Source organism: Paenibacillus sp. PL2-23 (assembly GCF_040834005.1).
In the GTDB taxonomy this organism is placed as follows: Bacteria; Bacillota; Bacilli; order Paenibacillales; family Paenibacillaceae; genus Pristimantibacillus.
In genome coordinates this window covers 2,248,275-2,267,177 of the sequence record NZ_CP162129.1, presented here as the reverse complement: position 1 = coordinate 2,267,177, position 18,903 = coordinate 2,248,275, and the positions used below count along the sequence as shown (strand labels likewise).

16 protein-coding genes, 1 tRNA gene and 1 pseudogene are annotated in these 18,903 nt (G+C 48.0%); 5 read left to right on the top strand and 13 right to left on the bottom strand.

Features of this window, described 5'->3' with window-relative positions; translation table 11 throughout:
- Positions 1 to 61 precede the first annotated feature (61 nt).
- From AB1S56_RS09420 to AB1S56_RS09405, 4 genes are all read left to right on the top strand, one after another.
- Positions 62 to 547 (top strand): Mu transposase C-terminal domain-containing protein, encoded by a 486-nt coding sequence (locus AB1S56_RS09420; RefSeq protein WP_340873595.1) that lies wholly within the window; start codon positions 62 to 64, stop codon positions 545 to 547.
- Positions 540 to 1,340: an ExeA family protein gene (locus AB1S56_RS09415; protein ID WP_367903453.1), complete on the top strand. Its 801-nt coding sequence runs from the start codon at positions 540 to 542 to the stop codon at positions 1,338 to 1,340. The genes AB1S56_RS09420 and AB1S56_RS09415 overlap by 8 nt, the downstream gene beginning before the upstream one ends.
- On the top strand, positions 1,337 to 1,564 hold the full coding sequence (locus tag AB1S56_RS09410; protein ID WP_367903452.1) for a DUF5348 domain-containing protein: 228 nt from the start codon (positions 1,337 to 1,339) through the stop codon (positions 1,562 to 1,564). Before AB1S56_RS09415 ends, AB1S56_RS09410 begins: the two co-directional genes overlap by 4 nt.
- Positions 1,565 to 1,749: 185 nt before the next feature.
- Positions 1,750 to 2,931: a site-specific integrase gene (locus AB1S56_RS09405; RefSeq protein WP_340873740.1), complete on the top strand. Its 1,182-nt coding sequence runs from the start codon at positions 1,750 to 1,752 to the stop codon at positions 2,929 to 2,931.
- Positions 2,932 to 3,032: 101 nt separating this feature from the next.
- Here the strand turns inward: AB1S56_RS09405 and AB1S56_RS09400 are convergent, their stop codons facing one another.
- From AB1S56_RS09400 to nrdR, 8 genes and pseudogenes are all read right to left on the bottom strand, one after another.
- A complete protein-coding gene (locus tag AB1S56_RS09400; RefSeq protein ID WP_340873741.1) occupies positions 3,033 to 4,046 on the bottom strand; it encodes a hypothetical protein in 1,014 nt (337 codons plus the stop codon).
- Complete coding sequence (locus tag AB1S56_RS09395) at positions 4,043 to 5,233, bottom strand: hypothetical protein (RefSeq protein ID WP_340873742.1); 1,191 nt, start codon at positions 5,231 to 5,233, stop codon at positions 4,043 to 4,045. Before AB1S56_RS09395 ends, AB1S56_RS09400 begins: the two co-directional genes overlap by 4 nt.
- Positions 5,234 to 5,458: 225 nt before the next feature.
- Positions 5,459 to 6,175 carry a type II toxin-antitoxin system PemK/MazF family toxin gene (locus AB1S56_RS09390; protein ID WP_340873744.1) on the bottom strand — a complete coding sequence of 239 codons (717 nt, stop codon included), beginning with the start codon at positions 6,173 to 6,175 and terminating at the stop codon, positions 5,459 to 5,461.
- A 549-nt stretch (positions 6,176 to 6,724) separates the two neighbouring features.
- A pseudogene (locus AB1S56_RS09385) lies at positions 6,725 to 6,820 on the bottom strand (transposase); the annotation flags it as partial.
- Between the two features lie 504 nt (positions 6,821 to 7,324).
- Complete coding sequence (gene ltrA / locus AB1S56_RS09380; protein ID WP_367903451.1) at positions 7,325 to 8,761, bottom strand: group II intron reverse transcriptase/maturase; 1,437 nt, start codon at positions 8,759 to 8,761, stop codon at positions 7,325 to 7,327.
- 742 nt (positions 8,762 to 9,503) lie between these two features.
- Complete coding sequence (ltrA, locus tag AB1S56_RS09375; protein ID WP_138224102.1) at positions 9,504 to 10,796, bottom strand: group II intron reverse transcriptase/maturase; 1,293 nt, start codon at positions 10,794 to 10,796, stop codon at positions 9,504 to 9,506.
- 573 nt (positions 10,797 to 11,369) lie between these two features.
- A tRNA-Ala gene (locus tag AB1S56_RS09370) sits at positions 11,370 to 11,445 on the bottom strand.
- A 747-nt stretch (positions 11,446 to 12,192) separates the two neighbouring features.
- Positions 12,193 to 12,669 carry a transcriptional regulator NrdR gene (nrdR, locus tag AB1S56_RS09365; protein ID WP_340870112.1) on the bottom strand — a complete coding sequence of 159 codons (477 nt, stop codon included), beginning with the start codon at positions 12,667 to 12,669 and terminating at the stop codon, positions 12,193 to 12,195.
- A 136-nt stretch (positions 12,670 to 12,805) separates the two neighbouring features.
- On the opposite strand from nrdR, the gene AB1S56_RS09360 reads away from it, so the two are divergent.
- Positions 12,806 to 13,021, top strand: a complete 216-nt coding sequence (locus tag AB1S56_RS09360; protein ID WP_257445210.1) for an alpha/beta-type small acid-soluble spore protein — start codon at positions 12,806 to 12,808, stop codon at positions 13,019 to 13,021.
- A 100-nt stretch (positions 13,022 to 13,121) separates the two neighbouring features.
- On the opposite strand, the gene AB1S56_RS09355 is transcribed toward AB1S56_RS09360, so the two are convergent.
- The 5 genes from AB1S56_RS09355 to polA form a co-directional block, all read right to left on the bottom strand.
- Complete coding sequence (locus tag AB1S56_RS09355; protein ID WP_340870111.1) at positions 13,122 to 13,721, bottom strand: lytic transglycosylase domain-containing protein; 600 nt, start codon at positions 13,719 to 13,721, stop codon at positions 13,122 to 13,124.
- Complete coding sequence (coaE, locus tag AB1S56_RS09350; protein WP_340870110.1) at positions 13,718 to 14,320, bottom strand: dephospho-CoA kinase; 603 nt, start codon at positions 14,318 to 14,320, stop codon at positions 13,718 to 13,720. The genes AB1S56_RS09355 and coaE overlap by 4 nt, the downstream gene beginning before the upstream one ends.
- A gap of 33 nt (positions 14,321 to 14,353) precedes the next feature.
- Complete coding sequence (locus tag AB1S56_RS09345; protein ID WP_340870109.1) at positions 14,354 to 15,064, bottom strand: manganese efflux pump; 711 nt, start codon at positions 15,062 to 15,064, stop codon at positions 14,354 to 14,356.
- Between the two features lie 164 nt (positions 15,065 to 15,228).
- Positions 15,229 to 16,083 carry a DNA-formamidopyrimidine glycosylase gene (gene mutM, locus AB1S56_RS09340; RefSeq protein ID WP_340870108.1) on the bottom strand — a complete coding sequence of 285 codons (855 nt, stop codon included), beginning with the start codon at positions 16,081 to 16,083 and terminating at the stop codon, positions 15,229 to 15,231.
- 67 nt (positions 16,084 to 16,150) lie between these two features.
- A complete protein-coding gene (polA, locus tag AB1S56_RS09335) occupies positions 16,151 to 18,829 on the bottom strand; it encodes a DNA polymerase I (RefSeq protein ID WP_340870107.1) in 2,679 nt (892 codons plus the stop codon).
- Positions 18,830 to 18,903: the final 74 nt, after the last annotated feature.

Below are 18,903 nucleotides of genomic sequence, written 5' to 3'. Positions count from 1 at the left end.
TCTGGACGAGGTCGCGCTCGAGAACATTAAGACGCTCACCGCTCTTAACGACTGGTTCCAAGTGTGGCTCTCAGAGTGTTACCAGAATAAGCCCCATGCCGCGCTGGCGAACAAACAAACACCCGGAGCGGCGTTTCGGAGCGATCCGGCAGCGCTGCAGTTCGTAAATCCTGAGCACCTCGCGGCCAGCTTCCTTTACGCGGAACAGCGGAAAGTGGATAAGGCCGGCTGTATCAGCTTTCAAGGCAAGAAGTATGAAGTTGGGCTGTTGTTCATTGGGCAAACGGTTCAAGTCGTATATGACCCGGCAGATATTACAGAAGTGACGATTGAATACGAGGGATGTACGCCATGGAAAGCACGGGAGCTCATCATTGGAGAAAGGGCTGGCAAGCGGCCGGCCCTTCCGGAGCATTTGCAGAAGCAGCCAGCAACGGAATCCCGCTTGCTCCGAGGTGCCGAGCGGAAGCATGACGAACGTACACAAATCCAAACGCCGGCCGTCTCCTACCGCATGCTGAGGAAGGAGGCTGGCAAGGATGTTTGAATCCTTCTACGACATGACCCGTACACCATTTGCTCGGGATATTCCCGTGACAGAGCTTTATCCGGCGAGTGCTATGGAAGAGATGCTGGACCGGTTGCAATACGCTGCTGAGCGCCAATTATTCGCCGTCATCAGCGGCGACTGCGGGACAGGCAAGACGACGACCGTCCGCCGGTTTGCCGCCATGCTGGATGCCGCGAAGTATAGGCTGCTGTACCTGTCGGACTCCAAGCTAACGCCGCGCCACTTCTACAAAGGGCTGCTCGAACAACTCGGATGCGAGTCGAAGTTCTACCGAGGCGATGCGAAGCGTCAGTTGCATCGCGAAGTGGAGCTCATGCGCGGCATCCATCGACTGGAACCGGTTGTCGTCGTAGATGAAGCCCATCTGCTCGATCGGGAGATGCTGGAGGAAGTGCGCTTTCTGCTCAACTGCAAGATGGATGCGCAAAGCCCTATGGCACCGATTCTCGTCGGGCAGAGCGAGCTATGGGACAAGCTTCGTCTTCAATCCTATGCAGCGATTCGTCAGCGGATTGACCTTCAGTGCAAGCTGCCCTATTTCGACCGTTCCCAAGTCGGTGAATATCTGAAGCGTCAGTTAGCGTATGCCGGCACCAATCATGAGATATTCTCTGATGAGGCGGTAAATGAAGTTTACCGATTCTCGGGTGGATCGGCCAGACTCATCAACAAGTTGAGCACTCATTGCCTCATCTACGGAGCCCAGATCAAGCGCCGCATCATTGACGATCATATGGTGAAGCACGTGATTCAGGGTGAATTGTCATGAACGAGCCTTGGAACCAGATGACGTACGATCGGGACGCGAATAGTTGGTTTGTCCTGCTAGGAGAGAAAGCTTATCCTGTTTATTGCGGTGAATGTTTTGAAATTCGCATTGGAGATCGTGGCATTCCCTGTCGACTCGAGCTTGACCGATATTGGTACGTGATCATGAGAAAAACGCGATTTAACTTGAGGAATAAGGAAGTTTACCATATTCGATTCGTTTAACAGAAATGGGAAAGCCGAAATTTCTTGGCTTTCCCATTTATCGAATCTCTATGGACATGATTACGATCAGACCTCGGACAACTAACGCGATCATTTTCTGGACAGTATGGATCAGCAGCAACAGCATGTATTCTACCAATTTAACTTGGAGAGAATAATAATAAAAACTTAAACAGGTGATCTAAATGGCTAGTATTGAAAAAAGAAGTAAGAATTCTTTTAGACTGATCGTAGAAGCTGGCTATGACGAGTTAGGCAAACGAGTTAAACGTTATAAAACAGTGAATGTGTCTGGTATTCGAGAGGCAGAAAAGGAGCTTGTCAAATTTCGGTCTGAAGTCGAATCCGGACAGTATGTGGTTCCTCAGAAAATATCATTTTCAATTTTTGTTGAGAAGTGGACAGAACTATACGGAGAAAAGCATCTAGAACAAAAAACCTTGGAGAACTATGAACACTTACTTAAGAATCATATCTTACCTATTTTCGGATCTATGAAGATGACGGATGTGAAGCCTATGCATATCCTTAGTTTTCTTGATTCCCTGACCCGTAATGGTGCAAGGAAAGATGGTAAGAATGGTGGTTTATCAACGACCACAACCCGTTTCATACATAGAGTGCTTAAAGACATCTTTGAAAGAGCGGTAGAGTGGCAAATCATATCTAGTAATCCTGTATCCGCTGTTAAACGGCCTAAAATTAAAGAACGTGAATCTGAGGTATATGATGAACAGGAAGCCTCAAAGCTCTTTCAAGCCCTTGAGAATGAGCCTATACATTGGCGGATCATGGTCACACTTGCTCTAACCACCGGTATGCGCAGAGGGGAATTATTAGCTTTAGAATGGAAGCATATTGACTTTGACTCCTCTGTAATTCAAGTAGCTCAGTCACTGAGTCACAGCAAAGGAGTAAACATAATAAAAGAACCCAAAACAAAGAACTCCAAACGTAGAGTCTCTATACCGGATTCATTAATAAAAGAACTGCAGCATTATTATGAAAAATCTAAAACTATGAAACAGCAGCTAGGTGACATGTGGCAAGGAGGAGAACGTTTTGTTGTTTTCTTTTCGGAGACTGGCAAGCCATTCTATCACACTGCACCAGGCAAATGGCTTTCACGTTTTATTAAACGGAATAACTTTAAACCGATTAGGTTTCACGACCTACGTCATACATCAGCCACTCTTCTGATTAATCAGGGAGTACATGCGAAAATTATAGCCAGCAGACTTGGACACGCTGACATCCGTACCACTATGAATGTGTATGGACATGTATTGCAAAGTGCTGATCAGGCTGCTGCCAACACTTTCAATTCACTACTTAACAATATAACTTTCTTTAAATCGAAAAATTAGATCGTTGTAGAATAATCAAAAGGCTGATAAGTTTTCATCAGCCATTTGATTATTCTAATATTACAAGCAATTTTATATCTTTGGTTCTGATTAAAGTGCCCTTATAATTCTTCATTGGTGAATTCATCTATTACCATTTGATCTAATAAATTAATTGAATCACTAGCTATTTTATTTGAGTCACTTACTCTGAAATAGCCTCTAACTTTTTCTGCAATATTTATAGAAACCATAGGTATATTATAAGTTCCCCTATTATACTCTATTTGTAATCCTTTCTTTTTAAGTTCTTTCGATATTTCATTGAGATAATATTTTAGCAACTCTTTTATTTTTCTCTTAGATGTTCTCGACCAAAGCCCCCAAACTGGTATTACTTCCTCACAAACTTCTTCTAAATTAAATGAAAATTCCATTATACCAATGAAGGGACATATTTTATTTGCCACTGTCATACGCAAATTTTCTTCCAAGACCTTTTTACCGTATTCATCTTTTAAATTAACATCTGGATCTAGTGGAATTAGCAACAAAAGAGGATCAGATGTTATTTTTATTGATTCTTTTTTTCCGTTTAACGTATAAGTATAGTAAATAATCGAACCTTCAAACTTTAAACTAGATATTCTGTAGGGAAAATGATCGCCAATTGCCCTATCCACCACATCGGATAATATTTTGAGATTGTTATTATACGAATGAATGTGCTCATCCAAAACAGAATATTCTAACATCCCTGTAACTTTTTTGTTATTTAAAGATCCTAGATACGTTATTAATTCATTATCAGTTAGTGAAAGATATCCTAATGCTTGTCTGGAGTCTCTTGTATCCAGTTTTGCAACAATATCAATTAATTTACACTCAATTAATAAATAATTATTCGTATTTTCTTGTCGATAAATCATCTCCGGTGTTACAACAGAATTAATATTTGAGTTAATATATTGACTTAAAATCTCTTTCTTTTGCGATGATACCGGAATAGAAAGACCTATGTACTGCAATCTATAACCTAGATTATAAAAAAACGGGGTGAAACTTGAGCCCTTCGGATAATTCATTGCCATATGTAGAAATAAATTTAAATGGTGTAGGGAATTAAATGTGTTCAAACGTCCGACTCCCTTCCACTTCGTAGAAACTTCTCGTAACGTTGATCACCTATAAATACGTCAACAGCGGGGTCTAGAAAACGTTGTATATTGGTAACCAATCTGTGAATGGTGTTACCACATGTTCCTCTAGGTAAAATCACTACAAATTCCTCTCTACTCAACTCCATCAACACCTTTTGCCAAAGATGAATGTCATTGCCGTAAATATGTACCTTATTTTCATTCACCCAAATTGGGCTTCCTAAAATCCTGAACGGTTCCTTTCCCGTAGGAAATGTATAATTAACAAAATTCAAAAAAACTTTTTCTTGTAATCGTTTAGAAAATTTAAATACAACTGGACTTCCTTCCATTTTGACACCTAACTTATCAGATGTAAATTTATCAAATTTCAACCACACATCACTTTCAATATTAACTGTGATATGTTTGTATTGTTTTACTGTGCTGATAATCTGGTATCTATGATCATTAAAACTTTCAGAACGATTTGTAACTTTACCATGGCGGTAAAAATCATGCCCTCCTTTACCTACCAAGCTTGGAAATCTCAATAGCCCAACAGCAAAAAATGCAGGAAATAATAAACGGACTTGATCTATTTTATCTCTAAGATTATCTAACTCTTCTACTAAAGAAATAGATGTAATTCTCTGATCATCTAATATCTCATCTTCATCAATATTCTCTTCATTATTAATATTATATCCTTGAAGCACTTCAAAAAATCCGTCATACTCAAATTTCAATTTAATATATCTATGCGGCATATGTTCTGATTGAATGTTATCCCAAAAGTAGTCAAACATTTTCCCTGATATCCATAAATTATCAAGAACAGGAAATTGCTTGACAAGCAAGTTTGTCAAAATATCTGCTCTTTGAGCTTTATCTATTGAATACAAGATTGAAAATCGTTCATCAACTTTTTCAACAAACCCAATAGTTTCATTACCTCTTTTGATTAAAAATAATTCTTCATCAATTTGTACAGTAGTAAACTTTTTCAGTGCAAAAAGTTGAGCTAATTCAATTTTTTTAGATTTAGAGGTTGATGTATAAGTTTCAAAAATATAAGATTTTAAGAGCATGTTTATTGTTTTTTTTGAATTAATTTGTCCTTTAACATCATTTGAATATTCATCAAGAAACGTAAACACTTTGTTCCTTGAACTAAAATCCATCGGATCACCTTCCAGAAATTAAATTCACAAATTAAAAAGTAAACAAAAAAGTAATAGCCTTCACTAATGTGAAAGCTATTACTTGCGCTTAATTGCGCGGGGCGCTAAGACCCAGAAAAACATTTTTTAAATGCGCTTAATTGCGCGGGGCGCTAGGGCCCAAAATAATTATGTCCTGCTCGTGACTTAACTATACAATATACTGTTGCATTTATCAAGAGGGATTTAATTAGTTGTTACTTCTTTCTTATTAAGTTGTTCAAACTTTTCTTTAAGTTCTTCCAATGCTTGTTTGGTCTGATCGTGAGCAGCCTTTTCTTGTTGATACAAAGAATCCAAAGCTGTATATTTTTCATGAGCTTTAGGAAGAAAATTAATTAGAATCGCATTGTCGATTTCATCCAATTTAATTGATCTCAATTTAGATTTTGAACCATCATTATTTTCGTGTTGATAGAGAACACGTCTTTTGTCAATAATTTTTAAATTATCAAGACATACTCCAGATTCATGCTTTAAACCATCCTCTACATTCACGTCAATTGTCAAAGAATCTCCTCGTCCAAAACGAGGTGTTGAAATAGGTGCAACTAACATCCAACCTCCGCCACTCGTATATGAACCGTCGTATAATACAACACACGGATGTACAAACGTCAATTCTTTATTAAAATGACCAAACAATTCTACCTCAACAATATGGCCACGACTTAAATGAGCTTGAAACCAATTAGCATTTACACGGCCTTCTTTATCTTCAATGAATTTCTCTAGCCCATTTAACCATTTCATTGCATATTCCACTTCATAATCGAGCATTACTTTATTAGTTCGATCTATCAATTCTCTCAACATTAGAATTGATTCAGCATCACTTTTCACTTTAGGTTTCGGGTTTTTCCCCTGGACTTCAAGCAGTTTATCTTTGTACTTCTTTTTCACAAAATTACCCCTTTTTCAAGATTATTATTCTATGAATTTTTATATTCGTCACAAATAGAAAAAAACCTTTATTTCGACTTACCGACTGATTTTTCGACTGCTCTTATCGACATTTACTTGATTTTGAGAATTATTTAGTTAAAGCCTCTCGAGATAGTTTCGATGATATATAATGAGCAAAAAACCTTCCTTCACAAGGGCATTCATCTATTTAGAATTGCTTTTAGAGGAGAGTAATGTGATCCCTAATCTAATTCGCCTAAGTTTGTGCTAAATGCGGAGTTAACGAATTTTACCGCTAATTTGATTCACTTACTTTGTCTCATGGCTCGCATTCCACCGATAGTAATTAGAACGTTCAATCCTAGCCATGCACAAACCTGCTTTACAATGAGTATTCCTCGAAGAGCTTCTATCTCGGCGATTACGTTTTAAGCCGCATATCTTCAACAACGTTTTGTACTTTTTTAGCACATCCAATAGTTACTTCAAAAACAGGTTCTCTAGTTTCAACTTCTCGAGCCGGAACATACTCAGGGTCTTTGGCTTGCTGTACTGCTTACCTACAGGTTGCTCCAACCGATGGAACTCACCATTACGATGCCACACCATCCACTCCTTCACCTAAGTCACATTCTTGATTCCATGTTGATATCCATAACTTCTCACACCGGCACACCATCTAATCACCTTTTTATTGCTTGCATCTTACTTCAATCGGCTAGCTGATTTTTTTTCAATTCAAAATGGAGTCATTCTCTTGAAGGTATTTAAATTTGACTCACATTATTGGGTCAGTTCCGTACGATTTAAGAAACCACTTAGGCACATTTCTCATTGTAATCTAGAGCCCACAGATTACATAAATGTTTGTCGGGCTGTCTGGAATCCAGAGTCGTTAACGTAGTTCCTTGTTCACGCGTTCGATTCATTAGAGTGCACACAAATTTAATTGCGTCATCCAAGGAAATGGAATATATTTTAAATTTCGTCCCCATTTTCGTCCCCAAGTTCAAAAACTTTGCTCGATGAGTACAAATTCTGATTCATAAAAAATAAAGTAGGGAAACCACTCTCATGGCTTCCCCCTTATCGAACCGTACGTGCCCTACTAAGGCATACGGCTCACCAACGTGTTTCAACATGTGATCAATAAGTTGCTAGTCGCTGGGCATATTGCATTTTACGAACGCGCTCGGGAGTGTAATACTCCTCGCCGCGTTCTTTTGCTTTTTGCACTTTACGTTGTTGTTTTGCTGCCTGACGCGTCTTCATGTAATCTAGGTAATCGTCAAGGGAGTAGCCATATTGCTCATGGAGGTACAGCCAGTGCGCAGGAATGAGTCCAATACGAGCAAAGAACTCGTTGTTCCACTTCGTTTTCATCGCATGTCCCTTCCTTTGACTTGGATGTTTGTGTATCATGGCGACTCGTAGCCTCTTCCTTATATCCCCATCCACGTCTAGTAGGTTATTACGACATGCATTTACGAAGCAGCGGCTTTCTTGCCCGTACCTTCTGTTTTCCTCCATCGCTTTGAACAAGTTCAGAAAGTAATTCACCTTCCCACGTATGACGGGATTTACTCTCTCCAACCACTCCTTTTTGTTGAGGGTCAGCGTCTTCTTCGTTTTGGCTTTGATCTTCTGTTTGAAGTCCTTCCACGTGCTGTCCTTCGGCTTGGCTATGAAGTAGCGCTTTCCATCTTTCTTGCGTTCCCGCCAATGCTGGAATGTAAAGCCCAGAAAATCAAAATCGTCGTCATTGAAATTTACCGTTTTCGTTTTCTCTATGGCTACTTCGAGCCCTAGCTCTTGTAGCTTCGTTTGGGTAATTTCCGCGGCTCTCTTGATCTCCTCTTCTGTTTTGGCAAAAAGCAAGAAGTCATCTGCATAGCGCACGAATCGGATGCCATGCTCCTCTAGCTCCCAATCGAGCTCGTTTAGATACAGGTTGGCAAGTAGCGGCGATATCACGCCCCCCTGGGGGGTGCCAGAGTCTACCTCGTGGTATTTTCCTTCTTCCATGTACCCTGCCTTCAGCCATTTCCAGATCATGTCTAACACTGTTCCATCCGCTATATATTTCGTAAGCACTCGCATAAGACTCTTGTGCGAAATGTTATCGAAAAAGCCCTTGATATCGCAGTCGTAAATGTAATTGTGATCTGTCTCGACGTTCCATAGGATGATCTGTGCTACCCGTTTCGCCCCATAGTTGGGTCGGTATCCGCATGACCAACGATGGAAGATGAGTTCTTCACACTTTGGTTGAAGAACGTTGACAATGGCTTGCTGTACGATCCGATCTTCGATATTGGGTATACCTAGCGGTCGCAATTTCCCGTTCTTCTTGAGTATATACCGTCTGCGCACGGGAGATGGGACATACTCCTTCGCCCTCAGCTTGTTCAGGAGACTGGCAAGATTGTCCTCCAGTTTCCTCCCGTACGTTTCCAGTGTTACTCCGTCGATGCCTCCGGCTCCTTTATTTGCCTTGACTTGTTCCCACGCTTCATAAAGTCGCCTCTCGAACAAAATCTGCCCGTAGATGCTGTGCCACTTTAGCTTCAACTCTTGATTCATGTCTATCTCCCACCTTTCATTGCGCCCATTCCGTTCGTTCTTACCGCAGTATCGTTACGGTTGTTCGACGCTACATTCAAGTGTTCGTTCACGAGGTCGTTCCCCTTCCGTTCAGCAGACGTTTGGTCGCCTGCCTACTTCCGTACTATGAGAACGTCTGAATTCTCTGACATGAGTATCACTTCGGCGAAGCCTTATAGATACCCATCCTTTGCAGGGAGGACAGAGAACCTCACGGGGTCATCCTATCTTCCTTCTGAACATACCCAGCACCTTCACATGATAAGTCACTGTTGCTCGTCTGGCTCTTGGGGCAACAGTTTGCCGTGTAGCAGGCTTCCCGTTATTTACGCACAGTCGCCGACTTACCCCGCCGCTGCGTGCTTCACGCTTTCGCATTTGGGTCTGCTCATCCGCCTACGGGTCTCTCGACTATCCGCATCTCCTTCAGACAAGTACCTCGCGATTCCTGCCCTAGATTAGGCTTCTCAAGCTGTACCAGAACTCTTGAGGAAGGACTTACACCTTCGAGAAAAGTTTTCGTTCCAGGCTCTCGGCTCGTTTTTACTTTAGGTATCGTTACCGCCGCCTGTAATTGATCACTCATAGCGCATAAGCGCTAGTGATACGACTGCCCGTCGCTAGAGTAAAGGGCTGAAAATTTCAGCCCCTCCTCATCAAACCGTACGTGAGGTTTTCCCTCATACGGCTTTCCGATGTTCGTCATTCATGTGCATGCAGATTACAAGAGCGTTTTGAGTCCATGTTGTCTAGCCATGAATTTAACCTCGCGCACAGAACTCATCCATCGTGCGCGTTGCCGCTTCTTCGCGTACCATCTCGCAAGCCTCTGAAGAATGTACCAATCCAGCTTTGCCATCTTCCGCTGACTGTGGGCGGTGTAGTAATAATTCCGCCAGCCTTGTATCTTGGGATTTAACCAATTGACCTGTTCAAGTAACGACTTGTGCCGCATACCCGGCGGTGCCAGACGGTCTTTTACGACTTCCCGAATGCGTTCTTCTGCTTTCCGAGTCAGCCATTGCTGAGTGGTGTAATACACTTTTCCTTTGGAGGTTTCTGCTTTCGTCTTGCGATGATGCATACCGAGAAAGTCGAAGCCTTCTTCTCCTGTCCACAGTCCGACGATGCGCGTTTTGGTTGGATGCAAGGTGAGTTCGAGACGATCCATAATCGCACGAATAAGTTCGTACGATCGGTCTGCGTCTTTCTTCGTTTTGCATACAACCACGAAGTCATCCGCATAACGCGTTAGTTCTCCGTGACCGCTCCCATGTCGTTCCCACAGAATGTCGAAGTAATTGAGGTAAATGTTCGCAAGCAGCGGAGATATTACCCCGCCTTGCGGTGTTCCCAAATCTGAGCGCCTTACCGTCCCTTCTTCCATCACTCCCGCTTGTAACCACTTCCGAACCAGCTTCAACATTCGTCTGTCACTGATTCGCATTTCAACCAGTTTCATAAGCTTCTCTTGATTGATGTTGTCGAAGTAGCCTTGGATGTCGACGTCGATCACCCAATTTCCCTTGCGATTGCATGCCTTCCGGATCCGGTCCAGCGCTCCCTTCGCACTTCTCTTCGGACGGAATCCAAATGAGGATTCCTGAAAATCGGCTTCAAAGATCGGTTCCATGACTAGTTTTGTTGCCATTTGTATGACGCGATCTCGAATGGTCGGAATACCAAGCGGTCTTTGCTTCCCATCTTTCTTCGGGATGTAATGCCGCCGAACAGGCTGTGGGTGGTAGCGCCCCTCTTTTAAAAGCCGTTGGCATTCAAGCAAGAAGAGGTATTCGCCTTGCTTCTCGATGTCCGTCAGCGTCTCACCGTCGACGCCCGCCGAGCCTTTATTGGCTCGCACCCTGCGCCATGCTTCCCACAAAATGTCCATTCGGTAGACCTTGTCATACAAAGCGTGGAATCTGCGTTTCTTGTTTTCCTTGGCCGCATGACCTAGTTTCTCTTGGAGTTGTTGAACGTTTTCCTTTGGTGTTGTTAGCCGATTGGCATTCACTGACTCGTACCTCCTTAAGAAACGTGAACAAAGCAGAGCTCCTTCCCTCCCGCAGGTTATGTTGTCCTACGGTTCCTTGGTACTACGAGCCCCTCGGACTCCCTTCCTGCAGACATCTCACTTCACCTTTTTTTCAGCTTATAGAGCGCCTCGCTACGAGTTTTTTTTTCTCGTGCAGGGGAGGGCCTCCCCAGTTCACTACATCCTCTTTCATACCATGCCGCTCCCTCTACGCCGGAGGATTCTTCACTGCCGTTCCAAGTTCAGAGCAGTTTCCCTGGCCTTCGTCCATGTATGCGGGACTCGGCTTCCTCTTGTCCCTCTTGCGAGGCCTTTTTGACGACGCGGCAGGATTCACTTCATGTTACGGCCTGGTATTTCGCTCGCCCTGTCTCCGACAGGTACTTTCGTCGATACGCTTCTACGCACAGATTTCGCCGTACGCAGGTATCCTAGCTACGCGGGGGCTTGGCCCCTCCCGCGACCGGACTTTCACCGGCTAGAAGATGCGTGCTTCTGGGCACGCCACACAAAAAAACCCTTGCTACGCAAGGGTTTCAAAGTTTTTAAGTTTGGTGGAGCCTAGGGGGATCGAACCCCTGACCTCATCGCTGCCAGCGATGCGCTCTCCCAGCTGAGCTAAGGCCCCGTATAAAATTAGCGACAAGATAGATAATACCATGCGCGGCGTATGGAGTCAATAGTATGGTGCGGTTTATTTTCTAGGTTGCGGTCGCGATGTAATTGCTGCAATAATACATCAATGTATGCCTCAATTCTGCTCCAACGTATGAATTATTGCAAATGTACATTATTTTAGTTTACAGGAGCACATTTTTGGTCCAAATGACGCGGATAATACTGCACAAATTACATCAATTACTCTCTGAACTCCTCATGACGAGCAACAATACTGCATTTTTGCACGAATTAGGAGGAGAGATCAGCAGTTGGTGGCAGATTGAGGCAGTTCGTGGCAATAGATTGAAGTTGGTGTAGTTGGTGACAATTGGTATCAATAGCTAGCGGCAATCCTCCTACGCAACGATCAATCGCCACCCCCCACACAACCAGCACATTCTTCCAAGGACTTCATTGCTCGACTTCTACGCACCAAACGCCACCAAGGCGGCTGCTGCCGCCCTTGCAGCTTCACGTTGGCCAACAAACGCGCTACATCTCGTCGCACGCTGTCTATTTTCACCAAATGCGCTGCTTGTCTCCACACGTCTTTATTTCTCTCCACACACTACCTGTCACCACACAACCTGATTTCTCTCCAGGCACGCTGCCCGTCACCAAACGACCTATTTCTCGCCACGCACGCTGCCCCGTCGCCAAACGACCTATTTCTCGCCACGCACACTACCTTCACCCCACGCCAATATTTCGAGCGCTACTTGTCGCCGCCGTTCAGGGGATGCTTGTTCAGCAGGCTGTTCAGCTCTTTCATGAACATGTCGATATCCTTGAACTGGCGGTAGACGGACGCAAAGCGGACGTAGGCTACCTCGTCTACAGGGTAGAGCTGATTCATGACATAGCCGCCAATCTCGCTGCTGTCGACCTCGGCGTTAGCCGTTGTGCGGAGCTCCTTCTCCACCTCGGAGACGATAACCTCCAGCCGTTCAACGGGGACCGGCCGCTTCTCGCAGGCGCGGATAAGCCCGCGCAATATTTTGTCCCGGCTGAACTCCTCGCGGCTGCCGTCCTTCTTAATGACAATGAGCGGCGTCTCCTCGATCATCTCGAAGGTCGTAAAGCGACGGCTGCACTTCTCACACTCTCGGCGTCTGCGAATGGATTTGTTTTCGTTCGCGGGTCTGGAATCCAGCACTTTGGTTCCCGAATAATCGCAATAAGGGCATTTCATCCTTATGTTCCTCCCTTCCATTGTTCGTCTAGACAAGGCTTCCACATCAGCAATGAGTAAATCCCAGCCGTTTCCTGTAATGATCTCTGGAATAACGCACATAATACAGTTACCAACCGCAAGGAGGTGAACATCAATGAGCGCATCCCGCAGCAGTAACCAACTGGTAGTGCCGCAAGCGACAGCAGCTTTGGACCAAATGAAATTTGAGGTCGCACAAGAGCTGGGCATCGCTATTCCTCAAGACGGCTACTATGGGAACATGGCAACGCGTGACGCAGGCTCCATCGGGGGTTACATCACCCGTCGCCTGGTACAAATTGCTGAACAATCCCTGGCCGGCACAAAATAATGATTTATCCGTAAGATAATGGAAGTCTTGGAGGTGCTTGTCCTGAAGCGACAAAACCCTTCAAGGCTTCCTTCCTGTTCAGCAAAATGAATTCAGTCATTCAGAACTCGGGATACAAATCCTTGTACTTATTATAATAATAAAAGACCCGTTGTACATAGTGCCTTGTTTCCCCAAAAGGAATGTCCTTGACGGTGTCCATGCTTCCATCCCAGCTGCCGGCCTCCAGCCACTTGCGAACGTTGCCGGGTCCCGCGTTATAAGCCGCCACAGCAGCGACCTGGTTCTGGTCGAATTGCGTGTGCAAGGAGTCCAAATACCACGAACCCACCTCGATACTGATATCCGCACGATGGCGCAGCATATCGTCAGTAACCTTGTTGAAGCCCGCCCTCTCCACAACCCAATGCGCCGTATCCGGCATAAGCTGCATAAGGCCAAGCGCTCCCTTATGGGATTCCCTGCCCGTCTCATAGTTGGATTCCGCGCGAATAATCGCCGCCACCAGATGAGGCTCCAAGCCGTAATTCGACGCGCTGGCCCTTATATCGGCTTTATAATGGATGGGATACATCCAATGCGCCAGCCAATCGGATTTGAGGAATAGAAGGGATAAGAACGCTGCTAACAGGATGAGAAAAAACCTCTTTTTCACTCGAATACGCCGTCTTCTCTTCGTCATTTGCATCTTCTGGATCATAACGCTCCTGCCTGCCAGCGCTGCCAGAATGCCTTTACTTGCTGGCGCGTTTCCTCCAGCGTGCCGCTGTTGTCGATTACCCAATCCGCGCGCCTTCGCTTCTCTTCGATGTCAAGCTGCAGGGAAACCCGGCGCCTGGCTTCTTCCTGAGGCATATCATTCCGCTTCATCAGCCGCTCAACCTGCTGCGCTGCCGGCACATAGACAACCAATACTCCCTCGTACTGCTCCTGCTGTCCCTTCTCATACAACAGCGGAACGTCGCCGATAATGAGTGCGCCGGGTTCTTCTTCGGCGTATGTATGCATGCGCTCCCACATCTCCTCACGAATAGCGGGATGCGTAATTCCCTCCAGCTTCGCCAGCGCTTCGGGATCCTGGAATACAATTCCGCCCAGCGCAGCCCGATTCAGCGTACCGTCCTCCTGCAGCACGGCTTGTCCGAAGAGAGAGGCGATCGCCTCAAGCGCTGGTTCTCCGGGAAGCACAACCTCGCGGGCGACCTTATCTGCGTCCACCAGCTTCGCGCCAAGCTCCGACAGCATGCTGCCGACTGTGCTTTTGCCGCTTGCGATGCCGCCGGTTAAGCCTATTATCAAAGCGATCACCTCCAATTACTTGTTATTCTGCACTTACAACAGCTTCATAATGCCCATCATAATCAGTAATATACCTGGCAAATAAGAGAGCGCCTGCATGCCTCGCTTAGCAGCAAACCGCAAGCCCAGCTGAGTTCCCGTCACGAGGAAAATCGCGCTGGCCGCTGCAATGATGATCGAGGTCAGCAGCGCCGGCAAGCCCAGCAGCCCCGCGCCAAGTCCCGCCCCGAAGGCGTCCAGCGATAACGCAACACCCAGCATCACCGCCTCTGAGGCGGATATGATACCGGAACGGTCGACGTCCGCGGCCTGCGGCGTACGCAGGATTTGAATGACCAGCCCCAGCCGCTTCAGCTCAAGCTTCAGCAGCTGAGCGGTCTCAAGAGCGGCTCCGGATGACAGCGCAGCCCCCTCGGGAGCCATCTTGCCTTCGCCTTCTCCTGTACATGCTTCCGATTCGCCATCATCGGTTTTGCTTCGCGTAAGCTGATACAGAGCCCAGCAGCCAATGCCGATCAGAATAATCGCCCCGATCAGCCCTGCAGCGGCCTCGGAGATATATCCGCTAAGCCAGCCCCCGGCTTGCATGGACAGCCATATAATAAAGCCCGAGCAGCACGCGATAATGAGCACCGACACCATGGGAATACGAATTTTGCGCAGGCCGTAGGTTACGCCGACGCCAAAGCCGTCCAAGCTGACGGCGAACGCAAGCACGACCAGGGACATCAGATGTGCAATCAACTTCAAGCTCCTCCCCGCATTGCGGATGCCCGAACCCTGCTCCCTGGGAAGCATGAAGCTTCCGAGGGAGGCGATAGGGCATGCGCCTATCGTTCGTAACATCATCATATGCGGGGCTCTGCTTCCGGTGCACGACTGATCGCCCGGATCGAGCACATATCCTGTTAATCCTTTAGGTCCTTCTTCACCTTCACCCTCTGGCATTTCGTGCAAATATGAGTGCCTCTTCCGCCCACCACAAACTTATGGATCGGTCTGCCGCAGGCTGGACAAGGCTCATTCTTGCGACCGTACACCAGGAGCTGATGCTGGAACATGCCCATCTCGCCTTGTCCATTCACATACGACTTGATGGACGACCCGCCCGCGTCTACCGCGCGGCTAAGTGTCGCCCGGATCGACGCGTGAAGCCTCTTCCACTCATTGGCGCTTAGGCTCTCAGGCGCGCGCTCAGGGTGAATGCGCGCCTGGAACAGCGCTTCGTCAACGTATATATTGCCCAGCCCGACGATATGCTCCTGATTCAGCAGCAGCGGCTTCAGCTTCGTTGTACGCTTCTGGAGCCGTTCTCGGAATGCCTTCAGTGTAAACGCCTCATCGTCCAGCGGCTCGATCCCCAGCTTGTTCAGCGGAGGAAGCTGAAACTCCTCGCCAGGGAGGAATAGATGCATCGTACCGAATTGCCGCACATCCTTGTAGCGCAGGTCCATGCCGTCATCGAAGTGAAACAGTACATGCGTATGCGGCTCTACTGGCTCCGCGGCAGGGAATACCCCATAGCGGCCCTCCATACGGAGGTGCGATACCAGGACCATGCCGTCCAGAATAATGCGCAGGAACTTGCCCCGCCGCTCAACCGTGTGAATCGTGCGACCGGCAAGCGCGTCAGCGAAAGCCATCGGCTCCGCCGGTCTCTGTATAATTCTTGGAAGCTTCACCGTCACGGACGCGATGCGTTTGCCCGCCACAAGCTCCATCAATGTTCGTCTAACCGTCTCTACCTCTGGCAGTTCTGGCATTTCTCCTCACCTCAGCTACCATTATAACGCATGAAGCGTCACTGTGGCGGCTAACGCCGCAGCGCCATTATTTGGCTTCGTACCAATTGTCGCCGAAGCTGACATCCGCCTTGAGCGGCACGTCCAGCTTCAAAGCTCCGGACATCACCTCAGGCAGCAGCTTCTTCATCAGCTCCAGCTCGTCTGGCGGCACCTCGAACACCAATTCGTCATGCACCTGAAGCAGCATGCGGCTCTTCAGCTTGCGCTCCCGCAGCGCTTCGTCCATCTGCACCATAGCCAGCTTAATAATATCTGCAGCGGAGCCTTGAATCGGCGTATTCATCGCCGTCCGTTCCGCGAAGGAACGCAGATTGAAGTTCGAGGCCTTGATCTCCGGCAGATAGCGGCGTCGGTCCAGCAGTGTCGTCACATAGCCGTCGCTTTTCGCCTGCGCCACAATATCGTCCATATACTTGCGCACACCCTTGAACACGCTGAAATATTGCTCGATGAACTGAGCAGCGTCCTTGCGGGTAATGCCCAGATTCTGCGACAGGCCAAAGTCGCTGATTCCGTATACGATGCCGAAGTTGACCGCCTTGGCGGAACGGCGCATATTGGAGTCTACCTGCTCCGCAGGCACACCGAACACATCGCTCGCCGTCTTGGTATGGATGTCCATATCGTGGATGAACGCTTCCTTCAGATTGTCATCGCCTGAGATATGCGCCAGCACGCGAAGCTCGATCTGGGAGTAGTCGGCGGCTAGTATGGTCCAGCCGGGCTGGGATGGCACAAACGCCTTGCGGATCTGCCGCCCCTCCTCCAGCCTGATGGGTATGTTCTGCAGGTTAGGGAACTGGCTGCTGAGACGGCCCGTTGCCGCAATCGTCTGCCGGTAGTACGTATGCACCTTGCCGGTTTCCTCGCGAATCTCCTTCAGCAGTCCTTCTACATAGGTAGACTGCAGCTTGGACAGCTGCCGGAAGTTCAGAATATGCGGAATGATATCATGGTAGCGAGCCAGCTCCTCCAGCACCTCAGCGTCAGTGGAATAACCGGTCTTCGTCTTCTTCCTCGCCGGCAGGCCCAGCTTCTCGAACAGCACCTCGCCCAGCTGCTTCGGCGAATTAATATTGAACTCCGTTCCCGCCAGCGAATAGATCTCGCTGTTAATGGAAGACAGCTTCGCCTCCAGAGTCCGGCCCAGCTCCTCAAGCACGGCCTTCTCAACCTTGATGCCCTGATGCTCCATTCCTGCCAGCACACGGGCAAGCGGATGCTCCAGCTCGAAGTACAGCTTGCTCATGCCGCGATTAGCCAGCTCCTCCGTAACGATTGGCACAAGCTTCCTCACCGCGTCCGCCTTCAGCGCCAAGTGGCGCTGCAACGTCTCTCCGCCGGGCACCTTGAACTTGGCGCCCTTGCCGTAGACCGCTTCATCGGACGGCACCCCGCCGAAGCCTTGCCGGTCATTAACCGCGCTGAGCGACAGCGCGCTGTCCGTAGGGTCGAGCAGATACGCCGCCAGCTGCACGTCGAATGCGGCGCCTCCCAGCTTCAGCCCCGCCCACAACATCGCCAGCTCCGCCTTGTGCATGTCGAAGCCGTATTTGGGCTTCGTCTCATCCGCCAGCCATTCGCGGAACTTGGCCGCAGCTTCCTCGCGAACAGCCTCCATCGACATGACGAACACCTCGTCCTCCGTCGCGATGGCTACACCAATCAGCTCCGAATGATGCGGATTTTCGCCAATTGCTTCGATGTAGAGGCCGTGTCGCTCTGAATCAGCCAGGCTGCCCAGGAGACGCTCCCAGTCCGCCGCCTCGGCTCCGCTCTCAAGCGCTGTCATCTTCAGCTCTGCAGCCGCAGCCTTAGCTTCTGCGGCTGTCGCTCCGCCCTCTCCGCTCAACTCCAGCTTCTCCATCAGCGACCTGAACTCCAGCTTGCGGAAGGCCTCGCTCAGCTTCGCCGGCTCATAGCCGCCATAACGGATTTCCTCGATCTCCCGCTCCATGGGCACTTCGCGGAAGATGGTCGCCAGCTTCTTGCTCATGAGAGCATCGTCCCGATGCGCTTCCATGTTTTCCTTCAGCTTGCCCTTCAGCTTGTCCAGATTGTCCAATACATTCTCGACGGAGGCATATTCATGAAGCAGCTTCAGCGCCGTCTTCTCTCCAACGCCCGGAACGCCTGGTATATTGTCTGACGTATCGCCCATCAAGCCCTTCAGATCAATGATTTGCCCAGGCTCCAGGCCATATTTCTCCTGAATCAGCTCCGGTGTGTACAGCTCCACCTCGCTGACGCCCTTCTTCGTGACAGCCACGGTGACCCGGGCCGACGACAGCTGCAGCATGTCCTTGTCGCCCGATACAACAATGGCATCCACGCCCTGCTCGTCCGCCTGCTTCGTCAGCGTGCCGATAATATCGTCCGCCTCATAGCCGGACAGCTCGAATTGGGCGATGCCGAACGAGGCAATCAGCTCCTTCAGCACGGGGAACTGCTCGGACAGCTCCGCAGGCGTCTTCTGACGCCCTCCCTTGTATTCGCTGTAGCCCTCATGCCGGAACGTTACCTTACCCGCGTCGAAGGCGACAAGCACATGCGTCGGCTTATGCTCCTCAAGCAGCTTCAGCAGCATCGTGGTGAACCCGAATATCGCATTCGTGTGCAGTCCACTGGCATTCGTCAGAGGCGGCAGCGCAAAAAAAGCGCGATAAGCCACACTGTTCCCGTCTATTAACATCCATTTCTCCATCTTCTATGTAGCACCCCGTTTCAACTGGCTTTCATTTGATCCTGAGCTATAGTCTATCATACCACAAAATGGGC